Raw genomic sequence first — 21,853 nt, 5'->3', positions numbered from 1 at the left:
CTGCCTACTCACTATTCCCTATCTCTTAGCAATCGGCACGTAATCGCGTTCCGTGGCGCCGGTGTAGAGCTGGCGCGGGCGGCCGATCTTCTGGTGCGGATCCTCGATCATTTCCTTCCACTGCGCGATCCAGCCGACGGTGCGGGCAACGGCGAACAGCACGGTGAACATGGTGGTGGGGAATCCTAACGCCTTTAGCGTGATGCCGGAGTAGAAGTCGACATTCGGGTAGAGCTTCTTTTCGATGAAGTAGGCGTCGGTCAGCGCGATCTTTTCCAGCTCCATGGCGATGTCGAGCAACGGATCGTCCTTGATGCCGAGTTCGCCCAGCACCTCATGCGCCGTCTTCTGCATGATCTTGGCGCGCGGATCGTAGTTCTTGTAGACGCGGTGGCCAAAGCCCATCAGCCGGAACGGATCGTTCTTGTCCTTGGCGCGGGCGATGAATTCCGGGATGTGGTCGACATGGCCGATCTCGCCCAGCATGTTGAGCGCTGCTTCGTTGGCCCCGCCATGCGCCGGACCCCACAGGCAGGCAATGCCGGCGGCGATGCAGGCGAACGGGTTGGCGCCCGAGGAGCCGGCGAGGCGGACGGTCGAGGTCGAGGCGTTCTGCTCGTGGTCGGCGTGCAGGATGAAGATGCGCTCCATGGCGCGCGCCAGCACCGGATTGATCTTGTATTCCTCGCACGGCACGGCAAAGCACATGTGCAGGAAGTTGGCGGCGAAGTTCAGCTCGTTCTTCGGGTATATGAACGGCTGGCCGATGTGGTATTTATAGGCCATCGCCGCGATCGTCGGCATCTTGGCGATCAGGCGCATCGAGGCGACCATGCGCTGGTAAGGATCCGAGATGTCGGTGGAGTCGTGATAGAAGGCCGATAGCGCGCCGACCACGCCGCACATGACGGCCATCGGATGCGCATCGCGGCGGAAGCCGGTGAAGAAGCGCGACATCTGCTCGTGCACCATCGTGTGGCGCGTCACGCGATAGTCGAAGTCCTCCTTCTGCGCCTTGGTCGGGAGTTCACCGTAGAGCAGGAGGTAGCAGACCTCGAGGAAGTCGCCATGTTCGGCAAGCTGGTCGATCGGATAGCCGCGATGCAGCAGGATGCCGGCGTCGCCGTCGATGAAGGTGATTGCCGACTCGCAGCTTGCCGTGGAGGTGAAGCCGGGGTCGTAGGTGAAGGCGCCGGTCGTGCTGTAGAGCGCGCCGATATCGATCACGTCAGGCCCGGTCGACCCGCTTCGCACCTTGAATTCATGGGTCTTGCCGGCGAGTTCGAGCCTGGCGGTCGACTCATGCGCCTTGCCGCTCGGTTCCAGTTTTGTCGCAGCTTCGCTCATTGCAAACTCCTTTATGTTCCTCACGCCGGCAAGGCAATTCCTGCAAACGACACGTCGAAATCACCGGAATGCGCGAACTTGCCATCGCATTTTAGGAGGTGCGTGCCAGATTGGGCCAAGCCTAATGTTGCACTGCGAAACACACCTTTCAATGCCAATCTTCTTGGGCCAGTTCGCTGCTAATCGATTTGATCTCCAATCCTCGCCAGGCTTTCCTGGCGACCCAACACGGCAAGCACGTCGAACACGCCGGGCGAGGTGCTGCGGCCGGTCAGCGCGGCCCGAAGCGGCTGTGCCACGGCGCCGAGCTTGTGCCCACCGGCCTGCGCAAAGTCGCGGATCGAAGCCTCGGCCGAGGCGGCGCTCCAGTCGCCCTCGACGGCAGACAATGCGCCATGCGCGCCGCGCAGAATCGCGCGCGCATCCGCGTTGAGCAAGCCGGCCGCCTTCTCATCCAGCGGCAACGGCCGCTCGGCGAACAGAAACGCCGCTCCGTCGACCAGCTCGACCAGGGTTTTGGCCCGCTCCTTGAGACCGGGCATGGCGGCAAGCAGTTGCGCCTTGCGCCTGTCGTCGAGCTTTGCCGCGAGCGTCGGGCCGCCTTCGATATAGGGCAAGGTGGCGACGAAGATGGCGAACAGCGCCAGGTCATCCATCTTGCGCATATGGACGCCGTTCAGCGCCTCGAGCTTGGCGAAGTCGAAGCGCGCCGCGCCCTTGTTGACGTCGCCGATGTCGAACCACGCGACCATGTCCTTGACCGACATCACCTCGTCGTCGCCATGGCTCCAGCCGAGCCTGGCCAGATAGTTGAGCAGAGCCTCGGGCAGATAACCCATGGCGCGATAGGCTTCGACGCCGAGCGCGCCGTGCCGCTTCGACAGCTTGGCGCCGTCGGCGCCGTGGATCAGCGGGATGTGCGACATCGACGGCACATCCCAGCCCATGGCATCGTAGATCACCGTCTGGCGCGCGGCGTTGGTCAGGTGATCGTCGCCGCGGATGATGTGGGTGACGCCCATGTCGTGATCGTCGACGACGACGGCATGCATGTAGGTCGGGACGCCGTCGGAACGCAGGATGATGAAGTCGTCGAGATCCTTGTTCGGGAAGCGCACCTCGCCCTGCACGCGGTCGTTGACGATCGTCACGCCTTCGGTCGGCGCCTTGATGCGGATCGCACCCTTGACGCCTGCCGGCGCCTCGGAGGGGCCGCGGTCGCGCCACTGGCCGTTGTAGCGCGGCGGCAGACCCTTGGCGCGGGCCGCCTCGCGCATCGCCTCGAGCTCAGCCGGCGTCTCATAGGCGTAATAGGCCTTGCCCATGCGCACGAGCTCCTCGGCCACCTCGCGATGACGCGGCGCGCGCTCGAACTGCGAGACGGCCTCGCCGTCCCAGGAGAGGCCAAGCCAGGTCAGCCCGTCGAGAATGGCGGCGGTGGCAGCTTCGGTGGACCGTTCGCGATCGGTATCCTCGATGCGCAGCAGCATCGTGCCGCCGGTGTGCCTGGCATAGAGCCAGTTGAACAGCGCCGTACGCGCCCCGCCAATATGCAGGTAGCCTGTGGGCGAGGGGGCAAAACGGGTGACGACCTTGTCGGACATGGAACTCTCGAGGAAGCACTGAAAAAATGCATGTTTCGCGCGGACTTCCACGCGACCGGCGTTCATGTAGCATAGGCGGTCTGGGGCGCAAGGGGCAGACCCGATGGCTGGACGTGGCCGGGGCGCGGAGGAGGGCGGGGGAACGACAGCTGGCGTCAGCGAACGCCTGATGTTTGCCCATGCCGCGCCCGAAGAGGGAGCGCCGGTTTCGCTTCCGGAGCCGCGGGCACCTACCGAGTTTATGCCACCCGGTGACGGTGCAATACAGCCGGTCTCGCCAACGGCGAGCGTCGGCCGAATCCGCAAACAGCTTGGCCGCGCCTCGCTTCCCGCACTGCGCCGAAGCATCGGCACCGCTGCCGCCACTGAGCTCGACCGCGGCATCGGCTTCCTGCTGGTGCCGGTGTTTTTGGCCGCCGGCGTCATCTATTACTTCTCGCTGAGCGCTGAGCCGGATCTCTACAGGCCGCTTGCGGCAGTGGCCCTGATGGCGGTCTGCGCGGCGGTCTCGCATTCCCGGCACAGAACGCACCTTGTCTTCATGGCGGCGTTTTTCTGCGCCTTGGGCTTTCTCGCGGCCAAGGTCGAGACCTGGCGGATGGCAACCCCGATGCTGGGTTCGGAAATCCAGACACGGCTGACGGGCCGCCTCGTCACCGCCGAGGCGATGGCCAATGGCCGTGTCCGGCTGACCATCGACTTGATTTCCACGGAACGTCCGAAGCTGCGCTATGCGCCGGACCGCGTCAGGTTGTCGGCCCGCAGGATCCCGTCCGGCATGACAGCCGGGTCGATGCTGACCGGCTATGCCAAGCTGCTGCCGCCGACCGGTCCGGTTCGGCCGGACAGCTACGACTTTTCCTTCGACAGCTATTTTGCCGGCATTGGCGGCAGCGGCTTTTTCCTGGGTGATCCAAAGCTGATTGCGCCGGTGGAGGCGCCGTTTGGCGCGCGCATCGCATCGGCAGTGGAAAACGCGCGCGAAGGAATCGCCGATCACATCAGGAGCGCCATCGGCGGGTCCGAAGGCGAGATCGCAGCGGCGCTGATCGTCGGCGTTCGTGCCGGCATTCCGGAGGCGATCAACGAGTCGATGCGGCGAACCGGCATCTACCACATCATCTCGATCTCAGGCCTGCATATGGCGCTGGTCGCCGGCACGATCATGGTCCTTTTGCGCGGCGCCTTCGCGCTGTTTCCGGATTTCTCGTCGCGCCGGCCGGTAAAGAAATATGCCGCCGCAATCGCGCTGCTCTCGATCGCCGCCTACCTCGTGATCTCCGGCATCGTGGTGGCGGCCGAGCGAAGCTTCATCATGCTGGCCGTAATGCTCGCCGCCGTGCTCTTCGACCGCGCGGCGCTCACCATGCGCAACCTGGCGATCTCGGCCATCGCCGTTATCCTTGTCTCGCCGCACGAAGTGGTCGGCCCGAGCTTCCAGATGTCCTTCGCCGCCACCGCCGCCCTGGTCGGCGCCTATGCCGGTTTTGCCGACTATCGCGCCGGCAAAACGACCGCGCCGCCGGCAAAGCGTTCGTTCCTCGGCTTCCTATCGCGAAAACTGGCGATTGGAGTGGGTGGTGCCGCCGTGACGTCGCTTATCGCGGGCAGCGCGACATTGTTGTTTGCGATCTGGCACTTCCAGCGGGTGTCGCCGCTCAGCCTGCTGGCAAATCTGGCGGTCATGCCGATCGTCTCACTGATCGTCATGCCGTTCGCCGTGTTGAGCGCGCTGGCCATGCCCTTCGGCTTGGACGGTCCCTTCCTCTTTGTCATGGGTAAAGGCCTGACGGCGATGATCGCCATTTCTGCATGGATTTCCGAGCGCTCACCGGTAGACGCCGTCGGGCTGATCTCGATCCAGTCGGTGCTGCTGGCGACGGTCGCGCTGGTCATCGCGACGATGGCCACCACCTGGCTGAGGCTTGCCGCCGTACCCTTCGCGCTCGCCGCGCTGCTGGCCATTCCGCATGTCCGCGCCCCGGATGTGCTTGTCTCGGAGGATGCGCATCTGGTGGCGATGCCGATCGGCGGCGGCGAGCTTGCCATCAACCGCGCGCGCTCCAACGACTTCACCATCGACAACTGGAAACGGGCGCTGAAAGCCGAGGAGATCGTACCGCCGGAGACGTTCGCTAAAGACGCCCTCGACATCGCCGATCCCGTCGACCTGCCGCCCGGCTCGCCCTTCTATTGCACTGGCGACCTCTGCATCGGCCGGCATCCTTCCGGCGCCATCGTCGCGCTCGCCGAGAATCGCGCCAGCGCCCGGCCTGCTTGCGGTTTCGCCGACCTCATCGTCATCGACGACGCCACGGCCTACAACCCATGCCGCGATCCGCGCGTGCTTGTCGTCACCAAGCGGCAGCTGGCACGCGACGGCAGCGCCGCCATCTTCTTCGATCCGCAATCGGCAACCGCCCGGCCAACCGTTCGCTACGCGGTCGAAGAACCGTACCGGCCCTGGCACGAGCAGCGGAAATACGCGCGTGAGGCGAGGGGGCTGCCGCCCTATCAACGACCGGAAAAGCCGGCGGTCGCGCCGCAGCCTACAGAATAGATGGCACGCAGTTCCGGCGAAGACCGCCGCGCGGTTCTGCTCAGTAACGGCGGATTAGTCCGACGAGCTTACCCTGAACCTTGACCCGGTCCGGTCCGAAGATCCGGGTCTCGTACGCCGGGTTGGCGGCCTCGAGCGCGATCGAGGCACCCTTGCGACGAAACCGCTTCAGGGTCGCTTCCTCGTCGTCGACCAGCGCCACCACGATCTCGCCGGGACTTGCCGTATTGGCGTTGCGGATTATGACGGTATCGCCGTCGAAGATACCGGCCTCGATCATCGAGTCGCCCTTGACCTCAAGCGCATAATGCTCGCCGCCCATGATCATGTCCGGCGGCACCGAGATCGAATGCGTCTGGTGCTGGATGGCGTCTATCGGCACGCCGGCGGCGATGCGGCCCATCACCGGAATGGACACGGCCGAAACAGCGTCGTCGTCATTGCTGGGTGTCGGCGTGCGCGAGGGCGCCGCCGGCTTGACCTGACGGCCGAGATTGCCCTGGCCGCCCTGGATGACGCTCGGCGAAAACTTTCTCGCGGCATTCAGGCCAGGCGCGATCGAGTCGGGCAGCCGCAGCACTTCAAGCGCGCGCGCCCGGTTCGGCAGCCGGCGAATGAAGCCGCGTTCTTCCAGCGCCGTGATCAGCCGATGGATGCCCGATTTGGAGGCGAGGTCGAGCGCTTCCTTCATCTCGTCGAAAGACGGTGGAATCCCGCTCTCCTTGAGGCGTTCATGGATGAACATCAGCAGTTCATGTTGTTTGCGCGTCAGCATGGCGGCCCCCTTGGGTTCTGAAACCGGAATCAGAAAAACAAACCCAGAACAAACACTATCTGTTCCAGTTGTGTTCCGCAACCGTTTAAAGTTTAGTGAATTTGTTGAGGCTTCGGAAACAATGTTGCATCCAAGGGATATCTGGCCGAGTCAGGTCAGCGGTGTCATTGATTCCGCTCGATTATGCGGCCCTCCTTAAGCTGAAGCGCGGTCCAACACCATCACAAAGGCGCGGGCGGGATCGCTTCGGCTCTTGCGCGAACGTGCTTCACCGTGAACGAAACGGACCCAAAATGCCAACTTCGGCAATGATTCCGATCCATGGTCTTCGCCGTCTATGGACCAGCTAACATAGCGCAGAAGGTTCTTGCCGTGGCACGGACGGTGGTGAGACAACCACCCTTGGCCAACCGTGAGAAGCGCCATGCCGAAATGGAGGCGGCAGCATGATGGGGGGAATTCCTGATCTCGCCGAGGTCGAGGCGATGGATGCAGCGGATCCGCTGCGCGCCCTGCGCGATCGCTTCGTCCTGCCGGAGGGGGTGATCTACCTCGACGGGAATTCGTTGGGAGCGGCCTCGCACGCCGCATTCGACGAGTTGCGCAAGGCAGCTGCCGAGGAGTGGGCGCATGACCTCATTCGTGCCTGGAACAAGGACGGATGGTTCGACATGCCGGTCGAGCTGGGCGACCAGCTCGGGCGCCTGATCGGCGCGGCGCCGGGCCAGACCGTGGTCTGCGACACCACGTCGATCAACATCTACAAAGTGCTGCACGCGGCGATGGCGATGCGGCCGGACCGAACCGTGATCGTTGCCGAGGGCGACAGTTTTCCGACCGATATCTATATGGCCGAAGGGGTGGCCTCGACCGGAAAGAACACTGTCCTGCGCCTGGCTGGCGTGGACGCGCCGACCATCGAGGAACTGATCGACGAACGCGTGGCGGTGGTGTTGGTCAACCACGTCAATTACAAATCCGGCGAGTTGCGCGACATGGCGGCGCTTACGCGCATGGCGCATGACGCCGGTGCGCTGATCGTATGGGATCTCTGCCACAGCGCGGGCGCCATGCCGGTTGAACTTGACAGGGCAAGCGCCGATTTCGCCGTCGGCTGCACCTATAAATATCTCAATGGCGGGCCGGGTTCTCCTGCCTTTATCTATGCGGCCGAGCGGCATCTTGCCGATGTGCGGCAGCCGCTCAGCGGGTGGTGGAGCCATGCACGGCCGTTCGCCTTCGAGCAAGCCTATGCGCCAGGCACCGGCATCCGCCGATTTCTGTGCGGAACGCAGCCGGTCCTATCGATGCGGACGCTGAAAGGCGCGCTCGACATCTGGAACGGCGTTGACCTGGCGACGGTGCGGAGGAAGAGCATCGCGCTGGCCGATCTGTTCATCGAACTCGTCGAGGTACGGTGCGGCGGTTACGATCTTACGCTGGAAAGCACCCGCGACAGCGCCAAACGCGGCAGCCAGATTTCCTTCATTCACCAGCATGGCTACCAGATCATGCGGGCCCTGATCGAACGCGGCGTGATCGGTGATTTTCGGGCGCCGTCGACCATGCGCTTCGGTTTTACCCCACTCTATGTCGGCTACAGGGATGTGTGGAATGCCGTCGAAGTGCTCGAAGACATCTTGCGGACCGGCGTCTGGCGAGAAGCCCGCTTCGCGGTCAAGACAACAGTTACCTGACCGTGGCGATGCCAATCAAAACCACTCGACATTGAGCTGATCGTGGAGGGGCCGTTGCTCGGACACCGTATTGCCGACTGGGACAACGCCTATGCCAACGGCGCGAACATCGCCGGCGGCGACCGCTGGCCCGCGGCTTGGGATCAACCGGCGCGGGCCTTTCGGGAAAAGCTGCTGGCGCAAGGCAGGGCGCGGTTCGATATCGTGTACGGCGAAGCGCCGCGCAACCGGTTCGATCTGTTCCTGCCACCTGCTGCGCCAAAGGGGCTCGTCGTGTTCATCCATGGCGGTTACTGGATGGAATCAGACAAGACCTCCTGGTCGCATCTGGCTGGAGGTGCGGTCGGCCACGGTTTTGCCGTCGCCATGCCCTCTTACACGCTTTGCCCGCAAACCAGGATCAGCGGCATCGTCAACGAGGTTGCGGCAGCGATCGAGAAGGCGGCGGCGATGGTCGATGGTCCGCTGGTGCTGACCGGGCACTCGGCCGGCGGGCATCTCGCCAGCCGGATGGTGACCGCGGCCTCGCCGCTGTCGTCCGATGTGACGCGGCGCATACGCCAGGTCGTTTCGATTTCAGGCCTGCACGACCTTCGGCCGCTGATGTTCACCGCACTGAACGAGACCCTGAACATCGACGAGAAGGAAGCGTTGAGCGAAAGCCCGGCTTTGCTGCGGCCTCGGCGGGGAGCCCGCATCACCTGTTGGGTCGGCGGCGGCGAGCGTTCGGAATTCCTGCGCCAGAGTACATTGCTTGCCAACATCTGGACCGGGCTCGGCGCTGCCACCGGTTCAGTGGTCGAGCCGGACCGGCATCATTTCAACGTTGTCGATGGGCTCGGAGATCCGGATCATCCCCTCACTCGGGCACTGATCGCCGAATAGAGCAATTCGGCGGTGTGAACGGTTTCGGTCGAGAATTGCGTTAAAACGGCGGGATAGACCGGCTCAGCGCAGCATCAGCACGTTGCACTCGGCGCCGGCCTGCGCGGCGGGCGCGAAGGGCTGGCGCACGATCAGGCCGTTGGCGTCGGCAAGCATGCGCAGCATCGAGGAGTCCTGGATGCCGAAAGGCATCGCGACCAGGGTGCCGGCGTCCTCGCGCACAACGGCGCGCACGTAGTCCTGCCTGAAATCGTTGGCCTGCATCGCGGCGCCCAGCCGGGCCGTTCGCACGTCCTGCCGGTGATCGCGGCCGCCGAGCCTGGCAAGCAGCGGCTTCAGGAAGAGTTGCGAGCAGACGATGCTTGCCACCGGATTGCCGGGCAGGCCGATGCAACGGACATTGCCAAGCCGGCCAAACATCAGCGGTTTGCCGGGGCGCATGGCGATCTTCCAGAAGTCGAGCTTCATGCCTTCGCCGGTCAGCACGTCATGGATCAGGTCGTGGTCGCCGACCGAGGCGCCGCCGAGCGTGACGATGACGTCGGCGTTCGCCTCGACCGCTTTCCTGACCAGCGCGGCGATCGCCTCCTGGCGGTCGGCGGCGATGCCGAGATCGAGCGCGCGCGCGCCGACCGACTGGGCGGCGGCGACGACGCCATAGGCGTTGGACGAAATGATCTGGTCGGGGCCGAGCGCGCTGCCTGGCGGCAGCAATTCGTCGCCGGTGGCGATGATCGCAACCAGCGGCCGCCGCACGACGTTCAAGGCGGGGTGGTTGGCCGACGCCGCCAGCGAAAGGGCCGCCGCGTCGAGCGCGCGGCCTTTTTCGAGCAGCACGTCGCCCTGGCCGAAGTCGAGCCCGCGGCGACGGACATTGCGTCCTTCGGCGGTCGGCTCCGTCACTTCGATCTGGCGGTTGCCAAGGTCGCGGACGTTTTCCTGGATGACAATGGTGTCGGCGCCTTCAGGCAGCGGCGCACCGGTAAAGATGCGCACGGCCTGGCCTTTGCGGACGGTTCCGGAAAAACCGCGCCCGGCGGGCGCCATGCCTATGACCTCGAGTTCAGCCGGCGTTGAAGCGACATCGGCGGATCTTGCGGCGTAGCCGTCCATGGCCGAGGCGTTGAACGGCGGCTGCGTGCGTAGCGCCACGACCGGCTCCGCCAGGACCCGCCCAGCCGCTTCGGCGAGCGGAATGCTTTCGCCGGGTAATGGCGCAGCACCGTCCAGCAGGCGTTCGAGCGCTTCGGCGACCGGAACCAAGGCCATCAGGCATCCACCTTGTAGTCGCCGGACTTGCCGCCTGTCTTCTCGACCAGCCGGATGCCGGAAATCACCATGCCGCGGTCCGCCGCCTTGGCCATGTCGTAGATGGTGAGGCAGGCGATCGACGCCGCGGTCAGCGCCTCCATCTCCACGCCGGTCTTGCCGGTGACGCGGGCAAGCGCGGTGACCCTGAGGCCAGGCAGCGTGCGGTCCGGCTCGATCTCGACGGCAACTTTTGTCAGAAGCAGCGGATGGCAGAGCGGGATCAACTCATGCGTCTTCTTCGCGGCCATGATACCGGCGATGCGGGCTGTGCCCAGCACATCGCCTTTCTTGGCATCGCCGGCGAGAATCATCTCCAGCGTTTCCGGCCGCATCGAGACGAAACCTTCGGCGATCGCCGTGCGGGTCGTCTCGGCCTTGCCGCCGACATCGACCATATTGGCTTCGCCCTTGGCGCCAAGATGGGTGAGGGCCATCTCAGATGGCCTCGGCCGCTGCCTTGCCTGTCAGCAGAAGCTCGGTCGCCGCGGCCACGTTCGCCTGCCGCATCAGGCTCTCGCCGACCAGGAAGGTGCTGATGCCGGTCTTCTGCATCCTGAGGCAGTCGTCGTGGGTGAAGATGCCGCTCTCGCTGACCAGCAAGTAGCCGCCCGGCACCATTTTCGCCAGCCGCTCGGAAGTCTCAAGGCTGGTCTCGAAGGTCCGCAGATTGCGGTTGTTGATACCGATCAGTCGCGACGACAATTTTAGCGCGCGCTCCGTTTCGGCCTCGTCATGCACCTCGATCAGCGCGTCCATCCCGAGTTCGAAGGCGATAGCTTCCAATTCGCTCGCCAGAGCATCGTCCACGCTTGCCATGATGATCAGGATGGCGTCTGCGCCCCAGGCTCGTGCTTCGTGGACCTGGTAAGGGTCGAATAGGAAATCCTTACGCAATGCGGGCAGGGACACCGCCTTACGCGCTTTGGTGAGAAATTCCGGCGCGCCCTGGAAGGATGGCGCGTCGGTCAGCACCGAAAGGCAGGTCGCGCCACCTTTCTGATAGGCCTTGGCCAAGGCTGGCGGGTCGAAATCGGCGCGGATCAGCCCCTTGGAGGGGCTGGCCTTCTTGATTTCGGCAATCAACGCGAAGCCGCCGCCCCGGCGCTTGGCCTCGAGCGCAGCAAGGAAGCCGCGCGGCGGCTCGGCGTCCCTGGCCTTCGCCTTGATCTCGGCGAGCGGCATGGCGAGCTTGGCTGCCGCGATCTCGTCGCGCTTGTAGGCTTCGATCTTGCGCAGGATGTCCGACAAGGCCTTATCCGTTCGAAATCTCGACGAGCTTGTCCAGCACGCCAAGCGCGCGGCCGCTGTCGATCGCTTGCGCCGCCGCAGCGATGCCGTCGGCAAGCGTCGTCGCCTTGCCGGCCACGACCAGCCCGGCGCCGGCATTCATCAGCACCGTATCGCGATAGGCGCCAGCGGCGCCGCCCAGCATATCGCGCAGTTCCTTGGAGTTGTAGGCGGCGTCGCCGCCGCGCAGCTCTTCCTTGGTGTGCCGCTTCAGTCCGACGGCTTCCGGCGTCAGGGTGAAGCTGCGGATCTCGCCGCCGACAAGCTCCGCCACCTGGGTTTCACCCGTCGTGGTGATCTCGTCATAGCCGTCGCCATGGACGACCCAGGCATGGTCGGCGCCCAGCGCCTTCAACGTCTCGGCCACCGGCATGATCCACTCCGGCAGGAAGACGCCGACCATCTGGCGGCTGACGCCGGCGGGATTCGACAAAGGCCCGAGCAGGTTGAAGATGGTGCGCGTGCCGAGTTCGACGCGGGTCGGCCCGACATGCTTCATCGCCGGATGATGCGCCGGCGCGAACATGAAGCCGACGCCGGTCTCATGGATGCAGCGGCCGATCATCTCCGGCGGGATGTCTATTCTGACGCCCAGCGCCGTCAGCACGTCGGCGGAGCCGGTCAGCGAGGACAGGCCGCGATTGCCATGCTTGGCGACCGGCACCCCGGCGGCGGCAATGACGAAGGCCGAAGCGGTCGAGATGTTGACCGAATGCGAATTGTCGCCGCCGGTGCCGACGATGTCGATGGCGCCTTGCGGCGCCTCGACACGCAGCATCTTGGCGCGCATCGTGGCGACCGCGCCGGAAATCTCGCCTACCGTCTCGCCGCGCACGCGCAGCGCCATCAGGAAGCCGCCGATCTGGCCCGGCGTCGCGTCGCCCGACATGATGATGTCGAATGCCTCGCGCGCTTCCTCGAAGGAAAGCGCGGTGCCCGTGGCGACCTTGGCTATGTGTGTCTTCAGAGCGCTCATCGTGTCTGTGCTTGCGAAACGGCGTTCGGATCGATGCGAACGTCATATTGCGACTGCAACTGCGCCACCAACTGGTCGAGCAGATCGTCGGACATGCCGGCGCCGAAGGATTTCTGCGCGTCGTCCGGCACCGCGCTGCCATCGGCGCCTGCCGGCTCGAAGACCTCGGCGACTTTGAACAGGATCTGGCCGTCGCCGGTGGGCGAAGCGATCAAACCGGTACCGCCTTCGCCGACGCCGAACATGGCCGCGGCGCCTTCCTTGCCGAAATCGGCATCGTCGGCTTCGCGCTTCAGGCCGCGCTTGGTCTGCTTGTCGAGCTTGAGCTCGCCGGCGATGACGTCGAGCGTGGTGCCTGCCTTGAGGCGTTTTTCCAGCTCCTGAGCCCTAGCGTCGAGCCGCTTGTCGGTCTCGGCCTCCGTCCAGTCGGCGACGACCTTCTTGCGGACTTCATCCAGCGTGCGGTCGCGCGCCGGCGTGATCGACTGCACTTCGTAGAAGACGAAACCGTTGTCGGCAGTCGTCAGGCCCTCGTTCTCGGTATTGGGCTCCGCCGCGAACACCGATTTGATCAGCTCGGCCGATTGCGGCAGGTCGTTGACGATCGTGCCGTCCGGCCGCTGGCCGGTACGGTCGATGGCGTCGATGGTGACGACCTTGAGCTTCAGTTTGTCGGCGGCCTGGGCAAGCGAGGCGCCCGAGGCGCGGGTGTCCTCGTAGCTGTCATGCACATCGAGCAGGATGCGGTTCGCTTCGCCGAGCGCCAGGTCCTTGCGGATCTGGTCGGACACTTCCGAAAGCGGCTTCACCACCTGCGGCTTGATCTCGGTCACGCGCAAGAGCACGGGACCGAAGGCGCCCTGGATGACCTGGCTGACCTCGTTGGCATTGAGCGAGAAAGCCGCATCGGCCACCGCCTTGTCGGCGATCTTGTCCTTGGCCAGCGTGCCGAGCAGCGTGTCGGCCTGCGTCTTGCCTTCGGCGGTGACGAGCTTGTCGAAGGTAGCGCCAGCCTTCAGCGAATCCAAAGCGGCCTTGGCCGCATCTGGCGTCTTGAACACCAGCTGCTCGATGGTGCGCATCTCGGGCGTCGTGTAGCGCGCGATATTCTTGTTGTAGTCCTCGCTGACCTGCTGGTCGGTCACCGCGGACGAATCGGCTATGTCCTGCGGCTCCAACCTGACATAGGAGAATTTGCGATATTCCGGCGCGGCGTAGTTCTTCTTGTTGGCGTCGAAATAGGCGTTGAGGGCGCTGTCCGACGGCGCCTCGATCGGCTGCACGAGCGTCTTCGGCAGCACGAGATAGTCGATCGTGCGATCCTCGCCGCGATAGAGAGAGACCGCCTTCAGGAAGGTCTGCGGAACCTTGAGGCCGTCGGAGATCGCCTCGACGATCTGCTGGCGCACGGCCACCTGCGAGCGGTTCCTGAGGTAGTCCTCAGGCCGCATGCCAAGCTCGCGCAGCAGATACTCGAAGGTACGGCGATCGAACTGGCCGCCGGGGCCTTTGAAAGCCGGATCCTCGCGCGTCAGTTCGGCAAGCCGATCCTTGGAGAGGCCGAGCCCCAGCTTGCGCGCCTGTTCGTCGAGCACGGCGCCCGAAACGAGCTGCGCCAGCACCTGGTTGTCGACACCGAGCAGCTTGGCCTGGTCGTGGGTGATGCGCTGGCCATATTGCTGCGACAGTAGGCTGAGCTGGCGGTCGTAAGCGAGGCGGTACTCGTTGATCGAGACCTCCGTGCCACCGGCCGTGATGACCGCGTGATGACCGCCCAGCACACCGCCCACCATGCGGGTGGTGATGCCCCAGGCGGCGAAACTGATCACCAGCAAGGACAGCAACGCCTTCGCGACCCAGGTGCCCGCCGCGCTTCTCAATATACCAAGCATGCATACTTCCGATTTTTGCGCATTTTCGCATGCGCCGAGTCTGAAACAAGCGCAATAGCGCCCTTCCGGTCCACTGTCGATTGCTTTGTGACCTGATTTTGGTAGTGAGGGCGCTGCTTAATGTCGCTCGGAGAACGCGCCCCATGACCCCTGGAATCCGCCCGCTTGTCGCCGGCAACTGGAAAATGAACGGCACCAGCGCCTCGCTCAACGAGCTGCGGTCGATCGGCAACGGGTTCATGAGCGGGCTCGACGCGGAGACGGAAGCGCTGGTGTGCGTGCCGGCGACGCTGCTCCAGCGCGCCGCCGAGATCCTGTCGCGGACGCCGGTCCGGGCCGGTGGAGAGGATTGCCATCCCAAGGAGAGCGGCGCCTTTACGGGCGAGATTTCGGCCGAGATGCTCAAGGATGCCGGCGCGAGCCACGTCATCGTCGGCCATTCCGAGCGCCGCGAGTTGTTCGGCGACGACGATGCAATGGTCCATGCCAAGGCATCGGCGGCCTGGCGGGCAGGACTGGTGGCCATCATCTGCATCGGCGAGACGCGCGCCGAGCGGGAGGCGGACGCCACGCTCGATGTCCTGTCGCGCCAGCTTGACGGTTCCGTGCCGGCGAGCGCCACCCCCGCCAACACCATCCTCGCCTACGAGCCGGTCTGGGCCATCGGCACCGGCCTGACGCCGACCGCCGCCGACGTCGCCGACGCGCATGCGCATATCCGGGGCAAGCTGACGGCGCTGCTCGGCGATGCCGCGGCCAGGATGCGCATTCTTTATGGCGGCTCGGTCAAGCCTTCCAACGCGGTGGAACTGCTTGGCGTCGAGAATGTCGATGGCGCGCTGGTCGGCGGCGCCAGCCTGAAGGCGGCCGACTTCCTGGCTATCGCGGAAGCATACATGAACATGGCTTAGGCTCATGCAGCATAAATCGTTGTAATGGCCGCATTGCTTCCCATATTCCCGGCCACGGGCTTGGAAATGCCGCCAAAGCATTGTAAGGAGCCGCCTCCAAATCATCGGTCGTATGCGCGGTCGCGCAAGGCCTCGCCAGGATAAATTATGGAAACCGTACTGATCGTCGTCCACCTCATGGTCGTGCTTGCCCTTGTCGGCGTGGTGCTGCTGCAGCGCTCCGAAGGCGGCGGCCTGGGCATCGGCGGCGGTTCCGGTTTCATGACCGCGCGGGGCGCCGCCAACGCGTTGACCCGCGCCACCGCCATCCTGGCGGCGGCCTTCTTCGTGACGTCGCTGGCGCTGTCGATCATTGCCCGCTACGGCGAAAAGCCGATCGACATCCTCGACCGTCCGGCAACGTCGACCTCGGGCAACGGCGTGCTCAACCAGCTGCCGGGATCGAATGGACCGGTGGGCAGCTCGCAACCCGCGGCTCCGGCTGGCGGTGCGACGACCACCACGCCGCTTGCCAATGGCACCACCGCGCCGGCTCCGGCCACAACGCCTGCTCCGGCGCCCGCGAATCCGACCACCGCGCCGGCGGCCAACGGCGTCACCTTGCCGGTCACCCCTCAGGTTCCGAACCAGTAGCCGGACAAGCTCCGGGCCGCGATCTGTTGTTCTTTGAACACAGTCGCGGCAAATGCGCGTCCGATCACGAAGATTCAATCGGGCGTAGCGCCTGCCTCAGCTTGAGGCGATGACGGCTAATCGATTATAGATTGCGCGCGGCACTTTTCGGCGTCCTTGGGGGGCGCCGGGCGACGCCGTGGGCAACTTGCATTTGAACGATCGGATCTTCGCCATGCAGCTTCGCAGCTTCATCATTTTGGGAGTCTGTGCCGTCCTCGGCATGGGTTCCGCGGCCATCGCCGGACCGGCAAACATGGTCTCTTCACCGTCGGTAGAGAAGACCGACGCAATTCCTGTCGCCGCCAAGAGCGACGCATCGCAGTTGAAGCTTCTCAAGAGCGACGCATCGCAGTTGAAGCTTCTCAAGAAGAAGAAAAATCCGACCTCTGACGATCTCGCGCAGATCGGCAAGCTCGAGGCCAAGATCGCCGCCGACAAGCAGGCGGCAAAGGACAAGGCGCTCGAGGCTCGCAAGATGGCAATGCGCGAGGCCGCCAAGGCCAAGGCTGACGCGGCGCGCCAGGAATGGCTTGCCAAGAAGGGTACGGCCGCGCCGGCTGAAGTCGCCGACGCCAAGCCGGCCAAGAAGACCACCAAGATCATCTCGCTGCTGGAGCCAGTCGCGCCGATCATCCCGGCCAAGGCCGAGGAGCCTATCCCGGCTGAGGCCATGAACATCGCCGCCACCGGCAACAACGGTGAACTGCGCAGTGAGCAGCCCGGCCAGAAACAGGCGAGCAGCGGCGGTCTGTTCGACGGCCTCTTCGGCGGCGGCGTACAATCGACTTCGATCAGCTACCTGCCCGAGACCCGTGCGCTCGATTCGGCGCTGGCCAAGAAGGACGCCAAGCGACCCTTCAAGGTGAAGCCGGAATTCGTGCCGCAGGACGTTGCGTTCTCGGGTTATGAGCCGGGCACCATCGTCATCGATACCACTGCTCGTCGCCTTTACCTCGTCGAGAGCTTTTCGACGGCGCGGCGCTATGCCATCGCGGTCGGTCGCGAAGGCCTGCAGTTCAAGGGCACCGTGGCTGTCGGCGACAAGCAGGAATGGCCGCGCTGGATCCCAACGCTCGACATGCAGAAGCGCGAGCCGAAGCATTACGGCCAGTACAAGGACGGCATGAACGGCGGCGGCCAGAACCCGCTCGGCGCGCGCGCCATCTACCTCTATGACGGCAAGAAGGACACGCATCTGCGCATCCATGGCACGATCGCGCCGCAGTCGATCGGAACCAGCGCCTCGAACGGCTGCTTCCGCATGATCAACGAGCACGTCATGGACCTCTACAGCCGCGTCAGGATCGGCACCAAGGTCGTTATCATCTAACGATTTCCATCAAACTGCCCAAAGGGCCGGCGACGCCGGCCCTTTTGTTTTGAATCTTTGCCTTGAAGCATGTCGTTCCCTCAAACCGTTCCATGCGTTTGGGCGACATGCTTCGGGAAAGGCTCTTTGCGAGCACCCGCGCCATTAGGGAAAAAGCCTTCGCGGCGGTTTTTTCTCTGGCGGAATCAATCAGGCCGCGTTAAGCGATGACTCCCATGGCGCGATATGTATTCATCACAGGCGGCGTGGTTTCCTCACTCGGAAAAGGCATCGCCGCAGCAGCTCTTGGGGCTCTTCTGCAGGCGCGAGGCTATCGCGCGCGGATCAAAAAGCTCGATCCCTACCTCAATGTCGACCCCGGGACGATGTCGCCGTACCAGCATGGCGAAGTGTTCGTGACCGATGACGGCGCCGAGACCGACCTCGATCTCGGCCATTACGAGCGCTTCACCGGGCGCTCGGCGAACCAGCAGGACAACATCACCACCGGCCGCATCTACAAGAACATAATCGAGCGCGAGCGGCGCGGCGATTATCTCGGCGCGACTGTCCAGGTGATCCCGCACGTCACCGACGAGATCAAGCATTTCGTGCTGGACGGCAATGACGACTACGACTTCGTGCTGTGCGAGATCGGCGGCACGGTCGGCGATATCGAGGCGATGCCGTTCCTGGAAGCGATTCGCCAGCTCGGCAACGACCTGCCGCGCAACAATGCGGTCTATGTGCATCTGACGCTGATGCCCTACATCCCGACCGCCGGCGAATTGAAGACCAAGCCGACGCAGCATTCGGTCAAGGAACTGCGCGGCATCGGTATCGCGCCGGACATCCTTCTGGTGCGCGCCGACCGGCCGATCCCGAAGGAAGAGCGCCGGAAACTTTCGCTGTTCTGCAACGTGCGCGAAAGCGCCGTCATCCAGGCGCTGGACGTGCCGCATATCTACGACGTGCCTCTGGCCTATCACCAGGAAGGCCTCGATTCGGAAGTGCTGGCGGCCTTCGGCATCGACCCGGCGCCGAAGCCGCGCATGGAGCCGTGGCAAAAGCTTTCCAACCACATCCACAATCCGGAAGGTGAGGTGACGATCGCCATCGTCGGCAAATATACCGGCCTCAAGGACGCCTATAAATCGCTGATCGAGGCGCTGTCGCATGGCGGCCTCGCCAATCGCGTCAAGGTCAAGCTCGACTGGATCGAAAGCGAGATCTTCGAGAAGGAAGATCCGGCGCCGTGGCTGGAGAAGGTGCACGGCATCCTTGTTCCCGGCGGCTTCGGCGAGCGCGGTTCGGAAGGCAAGATCCTGGCGGCAAAGTTCGCGCGCGAACGCAAGGTGCCTTACTTCGGCATCTGCTTCGGCATGCAGATGGCTTGCATCGAGGCGGCCCGCTCGCTGGCGGGTGTCGACCATGCATCGTCGACCGAGTTCGGCCCGACCGACGAGCCCGTCGTCGGCCTCATGACCGAGTGGCTGAAGGGCAATATGCTTGAGAAGCGCAGGGTCACAGGCGATCTCGGTGGCACGATGCGGCTTGGCGCTTATCAGGCCGAACTCGCCAAGGGCTCGAAAATAGCGGATATCTACGGCGACACGCAGATTTCCGAGCGTCACCGGCACCGCTACGAGGTCAACATCGACTACAAGCAGCGGCTCGAGGATTGCGGTCTGGTGTTTGCGGGCATGTCGCCCGACGGCGTGCTGCCGGAGACGGTCGAATATCCTGACCATCCCTGGTTCATCGGCGTGCAGTATCACCCCGAGCTGAAGAGCCGCCCGCTCGACCCGCATCCGCTGTTCGCGAGCTTCATCTCGGCCGCGGTGGATCAGTCGCGGCTGGTCTGAGCGATCGGCTGGCGCACCGTGCCATGCAGACTTACGTCGCGCTGCTCTACAGCATCATCCTCGGCGAGGGACGGCGGGTCGTCATGTCGGACCTCAAGGCGATGGCCGAAAGGATCGGCCTGAAGAACGTCCGAACGCTGGTGGCGACGGGCAATCTGGTCTTCGAGGCGCGGAAGGCCAAAATTTCGGATCTCGAGCATCGGCTGGAAAAGGCCTTCGAAGAGACTTTCGGCCGCCATGTCGATATTATCGTGCGCGGCGCGGAGGATTGGTTGAAGCTCGCGGCCGGCAATCCATTCCCGGACGATTCCGCGGACGCCGCCGACCAGGTGGCGGTGCGCGTCATGCGCAGGCCGGCGCCCGTCGAGGCCGCCGCGGCGCTCCAGGCCTACGCTGCCGAGGACGAGAAGGTGCTTTTGGTCGACGGCGATATCTGGGTGGTCTTTTCCCGCGAAAGACCGAGCTCGCGCCTGCTCGCGGCAGCAAGCCACAAGCGCATGGGCATCGGCACGTCGCGCAACTGGAACACGGTGCGGCGCTTGGCGGAGATGGTAGGCAGTAGGCAGTAGGCAGTAGGCAGTAGGAGAGTGTCTTTATTGCCTAAGCCCTACTGCCTACTGCCTCATTTTCAAGCCTTCGCCACCTTCGCACCTGCTCCGAGCGCCATGGTGCGCAGCACGTAGTAGACGGCGCCCGCGATCGCCACGCCGAAGAACCAGCCATAAACGCCCCACCAGGACGGCAGCCAGTTGGTGAAGTTGGGCAGGATCGAGGAGAAGATGGCGCCGATGCCGGCGGCGATGAAGGCGTTGACATGCCAGCCGCTCTGGAAACGGAACTCGCCGTCCTCGCGATAGAGCGCATCGACGTCGACCTCGCTTTTGCGGATCAGGTAGTAGTCGACCATCATCACGCCGAAGATCGGTCCCATCGTCGCGCCGATGACGTTGACGAAGGAAGCGGCACTGCCTTCCCATGGCGCGAAGGGATAGAGCACCAGGGCGATCAGCGCCGCGATGTAGCCGCCCTTCTTGAAGTCGATCTGGCGCGGGAAGACGTTGGAGAAGTCGAACGCCGGCGAGACGAAATTCGCCACGACGTTGATGCCCAGCGTCGCCACCGCGAAGGTCAACGCGGCGAGAGCGGCCAGGAACCAGCTGTCGAACTTGGCCGAGATCTGGTCGGGATGGAGCAGCACCTCATGGTAGACGTCATAAGCGGCGATCGTCGTGACGCCGGCCACCAGCGAGAACAGGATGAGGTTGACCGGCAGGCCCCAGATGTTGCCCTTGCGCAGCGCCGCCTTGTCCGGCGCATAGCGGGCGAAATCGCAGAAGTTGAGGTAGAGCGCCGAAAAATAGGTCACCCAGATCGCCGCCACCGCGAACAGCGCGGTCCAGGAACCGGGCTCGCCCGGAACGCCGGCGTCCTTGGTCTTGTCCAGCAGCACATCCATCGGGATGTCGCTGGTGAAGGCGAAAGTGCCCGACTTGACGCAAAGATAGATGGCCAGGATCAGCATCATGATCCACACGGCCGGGCCGGCCCAGTCCTGGAAGCGGCGGACGGTTTCCATGCCCTTCTGGATGATCAGCAACTGCAGCGCCCAGATGATGACGAAGCAGATCACCTCCAGGGTCGAATGGCCCAGAAAGTGCGAGCTCTTGTTGAACTCGTCGAACCATTGCAGGCGCGTCAGCAGCGCCACGATGGCGCCCGAAGCCGCGGCCGTCTGGGCGCCGTACCAGAAGCAGGCGACGATCGCGCGCACCAGAGCCGGGATGTTGGCGCCCCAGATGCCGAAGGAGGCGCGGGCAAGCACGGGGTAGGGCACGCCGGTCTTCACGCCGGCATAGCCGACCATGTTCATCAGCGCGTAGATGATCAGCGAGCCGATGCCGATGGCGATGATGAAGTTGACGAAGCCGCCGCAGAACAGAAACAGGCTGGCCGCCAGGTAGTAGCCCCAGAGGCTGTGGACGTCCGAGGTCCAGACGTTGAAGATCGAAAACGGTCCCCAGTTCCTGACCGTTGCCGGAGCCAGATCCTCGTTGTAGAGGTCAGGCGATGCGCCTTGAATGGTCATTGCAAGTGTTCCCCTTGTTGCAAAACGCGCCGTCACGCGTTTGGCTGTAGAGGTTAAGCCTGACGCTGGGGAACCGGCAAGCAACCCATTTGCCGGCTTTCGCCTTAAAGATATTCAATGAGAATCGCCGTTATCCGACGGCTTCGGACTTGAACCGAGCTGAGTCGCCAAGCGGTTCGCGCAGGCTAGCCGGTTCCGAATTTTTTCCGACAGCAACCAAATTTGTTTGGAACCGATCCATAAGACGTGCGTTTAATGAAGTTCGGCTGCTCTGCGGCCGACCGGGAGGAAAACTATGGATCGCTTGCATTTCTTTACCCCAGTGCGAATTGCGCGTGGGCAGGGATACCCTGTGGAGGAAGTCGATAGCGTCTCCGAGGCGATGGTGTTCCTGCGGAAGTGGCCAACGGGCAGACGCGGCCCGGTTTATCAATGCGCCCTGAATTGCTGCGCGGCGGCTGTGTCGGGCAAGATGTCGGCCGAGGAAGCGCGCAAAGCCTTTGTCGGCTTTGCCCGCATCACGCGGCTGCTAGACGACGACATGGCGCTGCCGCTGGGTGGTGCGTCGATGGACAATGTCTACGCCTTGAGGCGGTAGGCTAAGCCGGTATTTGGCAAATAGAGAACGCCGCGCCTACTCGGCGCGGGTAGTTTGTCGTTTTGCATCGGTCCC

The 21,853-nt window shown here is 64.0% G+C and carries 18 protein-coding genes; 9 read left to right on the top strand and 9 right to left on the bottom strand.

The genetic code is table 11. The annotated features are described in order from the left end of the window. Positions 1-18: 18 nt before the first annotated feature. A complete protein-coding gene (gltA, locus tag FJ414_RS06845) occupies positions 19-1,347 on the bottom strand; it encodes a citrate synthase (protein WP_095818701.1) in 1,329 nt (442 codons plus the stop codon). Between the two features lie 179 nt (positions 1,348-1,526). Beyond that, positions 1,527-2,951 carry a glutamate--tRNA ligase gene (gene gltX, locus FJ414_RS06840; protein WP_140642670.1) on the bottom strand — a complete coding sequence of 475 codons (1,425 nt, stop codon included), beginning with the start codon at positions 2,949-2,951 and terminating at the stop codon, positions 1,527-1,529. Between the two features lie 103 nt (positions 2,952-3,054). Here gltX and FJ414_RS06835 point away from each other — a divergent pair, with 103 nt between their 5' ends. Next, positions 3,055-5,511, top strand: coding sequence for a ComEC/Rec2 family competence protein (locus FJ414_RS06835; RefSeq protein WP_140642668.1), 2,457 nt, complete (start codon positions 3,055-3,057; stop codon positions 5,509-5,511). A 40-nt stretch (positions 5,512-5,551) separates the two neighbouring features. On the opposite strand, the gene lexA is transcribed toward FJ414_RS06835, so the two are convergent. Next, positions 5,552-6,286 (bottom strand): transcriptional repressor LexA, encoded by a 735-nt coding sequence (gene lexA / locus FJ414_RS06830; protein ID WP_140642666.1) that lies wholly within the window; start codon positions 6,284-6,286, stop codon positions 5,552-5,554. A 449-nt stretch (positions 6,287-6,735) separates the two neighbouring features. On the opposite strand from lexA, the gene kynU reads away from it, so the two are divergent. Next, a complete protein-coding gene (kynU, locus tag FJ414_RS06825) occupies positions 6,736-7,983 on the top strand; it encodes a kynureninase (protein WP_140642989.1) in 1,248 nt (415 codons plus the stop codon). Between the two features lie 54 nt (positions 7,984-8,037). Then, positions 8,038-8,868 carry an alpha/beta hydrolase gene (locus tag FJ414_RS06820; RefSeq protein WP_140642664.1) on the top strand — a complete coding sequence of 277 codons (831 nt, stop codon included), beginning with the start codon at positions 8,038-8,040 and terminating at the stop codon, positions 8,866-8,868. Positions 8,869-8,931: 63 nt separating this feature from the next. On the opposite strand, the gene glp is transcribed toward FJ414_RS06820, so the two are convergent. The 5 genes from glp to FJ414_RS06795 are packed head-to-tail and all read right to left on the bottom strand — an operon-like array spanning position 8,932 to position 14,334. Beyond that, positions 8,932-10,137: a gephyrin-like molybdotransferase Glp gene (gene glp / locus FJ414_RS06815; protein WP_140642662.1), complete on the bottom strand. Its 1,206-nt coding sequence runs from the start codon at positions 10,135-10,137 to the stop codon at positions 8,932-8,934. Further along, on the bottom strand, positions 10,137-10,613 hold the full coding sequence (gene moaC, locus FJ414_RS06810) for a cyclic pyranopterin monophosphate synthase MoaC (protein WP_140642659.1): 477 nt from the start codon (positions 10,611-10,613) through the stop codon (positions 10,137-10,139). The genes glp and moaC overlap by 1 nt, the downstream gene beginning before the upstream one ends. 1 nt (position 10,614) lies before the next feature. Continuing rightward, positions 10,615-11,427, bottom strand: a complete 813-nt coding sequence (gene trpC / locus FJ414_RS06805; RefSeq protein ID WP_140642657.1) for an indole-3-glycerol phosphate synthase TrpC — start codon at positions 11,425-11,427, stop codon at positions 10,615-10,617. A gap of 4 nt (positions 11,428-11,431) precedes the next feature. Further along, a complete protein-coding gene (gene trpD / locus FJ414_RS06800; protein ID WP_140642655.1) occupies positions 11,432-12,442 on the bottom strand; it encodes an anthranilate phosphoribosyltransferase in 1,011 nt (336 codons plus the stop codon). Next, positions 12,439-14,334 (bottom strand): peptidyl-prolyl cis-trans isomerase, encoded by a 1,896-nt coding sequence (locus FJ414_RS06795; RefSeq protein WP_140642653.1) that lies wholly within the window; start codon positions 14,332-14,334, stop codon positions 12,439-12,441. Before FJ414_RS06795 ends, trpD begins: the two co-directional genes overlap by 4 nt. A 143-nt stretch (positions 14,335-14,477) precedes the next feature. Between FJ414_RS06795 and tpiA the strand changes: the two genes are divergently transcribed. From tpiA to FJ414_RS06770, 5 genes are all read left to right on the top strand, one after another. Further along, positions 14,478-15,245: a triose-phosphate isomerase gene (gene tpiA, locus FJ414_RS06790; protein ID WP_140642651.1), complete on the top strand. Its 768-nt coding sequence runs from the start codon at positions 14,478-14,480 to the stop codon at positions 15,243-15,245. A 147-nt stretch (positions 15,246-15,392) separates the two neighbouring features. After that, on the top strand, positions 15,393-15,878 hold the full coding sequence (gene secG, locus FJ414_RS06785) for a preprotein translocase subunit SecG (RefSeq protein ID WP_140642648.1): 486 nt from the start codon (positions 15,393-15,395) through the stop codon (positions 15,876-15,878). A gap of 214 nt (positions 15,879-16,092) precedes the next feature. Then, positions 16,093-17,250, top strand: a complete 1,158-nt coding sequence (locus FJ414_RS06780) for a L,D-transpeptidase (RefSeq protein WP_140642646.1) — start codon at positions 16,093-16,095, stop codon at positions 17,248-17,250. Positions 17,251-17,456: 206 nt separating this feature from the next. Further along, positions 17,457-19,094 carry a CTP synthase gene (locus FJ414_RS06775; protein ID WP_140642644.1) on the top strand — a complete coding sequence of 546 codons (1,638 nt, stop codon included), beginning with the start codon at positions 17,457-17,459 and terminating at the stop codon, positions 19,092-19,094. A 23-nt stretch (positions 19,095-19,117) separates the two neighbouring features. Next, positions 19,118-19,663 (top strand): DUF1697 domain-containing protein, encoded by a 546-nt coding sequence (locus tag FJ414_RS06770; RefSeq protein ID WP_140642641.1) that lies wholly within the window; start codon positions 19,118-19,120, stop codon positions 19,661-19,663. Between the two features lie 59 nt (positions 19,664-19,722). Here FJ414_RS06770 and FJ414_RS06765 read toward each other — a convergent pair whose 3' ends face one another. Next, complete coding sequence (locus FJ414_RS06765; RefSeq protein ID WP_140642636.1) at positions 19,723-21,180, bottom strand: NCS1 family nucleobase:cation symporter-1; 1,458 nt, start codon at positions 21,178-21,180, stop codon at positions 19,723-19,725. A 295-nt stretch (positions 21,181-21,475) separates the two neighbouring features. Between FJ414_RS06765 and FJ414_RS06760 the strand changes: the two genes are divergently transcribed. Then, positions 21,476-21,778, top strand: a complete 303-nt coding sequence (locus FJ414_RS06760; RefSeq protein WP_073986813.1) for a DUF982 domain-containing protein — start codon at positions 21,476-21,478, stop codon at positions 21,776-21,778. The last annotated feature ends 75 nt before the right edge of the window (positions 21,779-21,853 follow it).

This window comes from Mesorhizobium sp. B3-1-6, from assembly GCF_006439555.1.
In the GTDB taxonomy this organism is placed as follows: Bacteria; Pseudomonadota; Alphaproteobacteria; order Rhizobiales; family Rhizobiaceae; genus Mesorhizobium.
This window is presented reverse-complemented; position numbering and strand designations above follow the sequence as displayed.

What these genes read in the sequence shown, in the direction of transcription:
- gltA (WP_095818701.1), bottom strand. Translation starts at nt 1,347, where the DNA reads ATGAGCGAAGCTGCGACAAAACTGGAACCGAGCGGCAAGGCGCATGAG.
- gltX (WP_140642670.1), bottom strand. Translation starts at nt 2,951, where the DNA reads ATGTCCGACAAGGTCGTCACCCGTTTTGCCCCCTCGCCCACAGGCTAC.
- FJ414_RS06835 (WP_140642668.1), top strand. Translation starts at nt 3,055, where the DNA reads ATGGCTGGACGTGGCCGGGGCGCGGAGGAGGGCGGGGGAACGACAGCT.
- lexA (WP_140642666.1), bottom strand. Translation starts at nt 6,286, where the DNA reads ATGCTGACGCGCAAACAACATGAACTGCTGATGTTCATCCATGAACGC.
- kynU (WP_140642989.1), top strand. Translation starts at nt 6,736, where the DNA reads ATGGGGGGAATTCCTGATCTCGCCGAGGTCGAGGCGATGGATGCAGCG.
- glp (WP_140642662.1), bottom strand. Translation starts at nt 10,137, where the DNA reads ATGGCCTTGGTTCCGGTCGCCGAAGCGCTCGAACGCCTGCTGGACGGT.
- moaC (WP_140642659.1), bottom strand. Translation starts at nt 10,613, where the DNA reads ATGGCCCTCACCCATCTTGGCGCCAAGGGCGAAGCCAATATGGTCGAT.
- trpD (WP_140642655.1), bottom strand. Translation starts at nt 12,442, where the DNA reads ATGAGCGCTCTGAAGACACACATAGCCAAGGTCGCCACGGGCACCGCG.
- FJ414_RS06795 (WP_140642653.1), bottom strand. Translation starts at nt 14,334, where the DNA reads ATGCTTGGTATATTGAGAAGCGCGGCGGGCACCTGGGTCGCGAAGGCG.
- tpiA (WP_140642651.1), top strand. Translation starts at nt 14,478, where the DNA reads ATGACCCCTGGAATCCGCCCGCTTGTCGCCGGCAACTGGAAAATGAAC.
- secG (WP_140642648.1), top strand. Translation starts at nt 15,393, where the DNA reads ATGGAAACCGTACTGATCGTCGTCCACCTCATGGTCGTGCTTGCCCTT.
- FJ414_RS06780 (WP_140642646.1), top strand. Translation starts at nt 16,093, where the DNA reads ATGCAGCTTCGCAGCTTCATCATTTTGGGAGTCTGTGCCGTCCTCGGC.
- FJ414_RS06775 (WP_140642644.1), top strand. Translation starts at nt 17,457, where the DNA reads ATGACTCCCATGGCGCGATATGTATTCATCACAGGCGGCGTGGTTTCC.
- FJ414_RS06770 (WP_140642641.1), top strand. Translation starts at nt 19,118, where the DNA reads ATGCAGACTTACGTCGCGCTGCTCTACAGCATCATCCTCGGCGAGGGA.
- FJ414_RS06765 (WP_140642636.1), bottom strand. Translation starts at nt 21,180, where the DNA reads ATGACCATTCAAGGCGCATCGCCTGACCTCTACAACGAGGATCTGGCT.
- FJ414_RS06760 (WP_073986813.1), top strand. Translation starts at nt 21,476, where the DNA reads ATGGATCGCTTGCATTTCTTTACCCCAGTGCGAATTGCGCGTGGGCAG.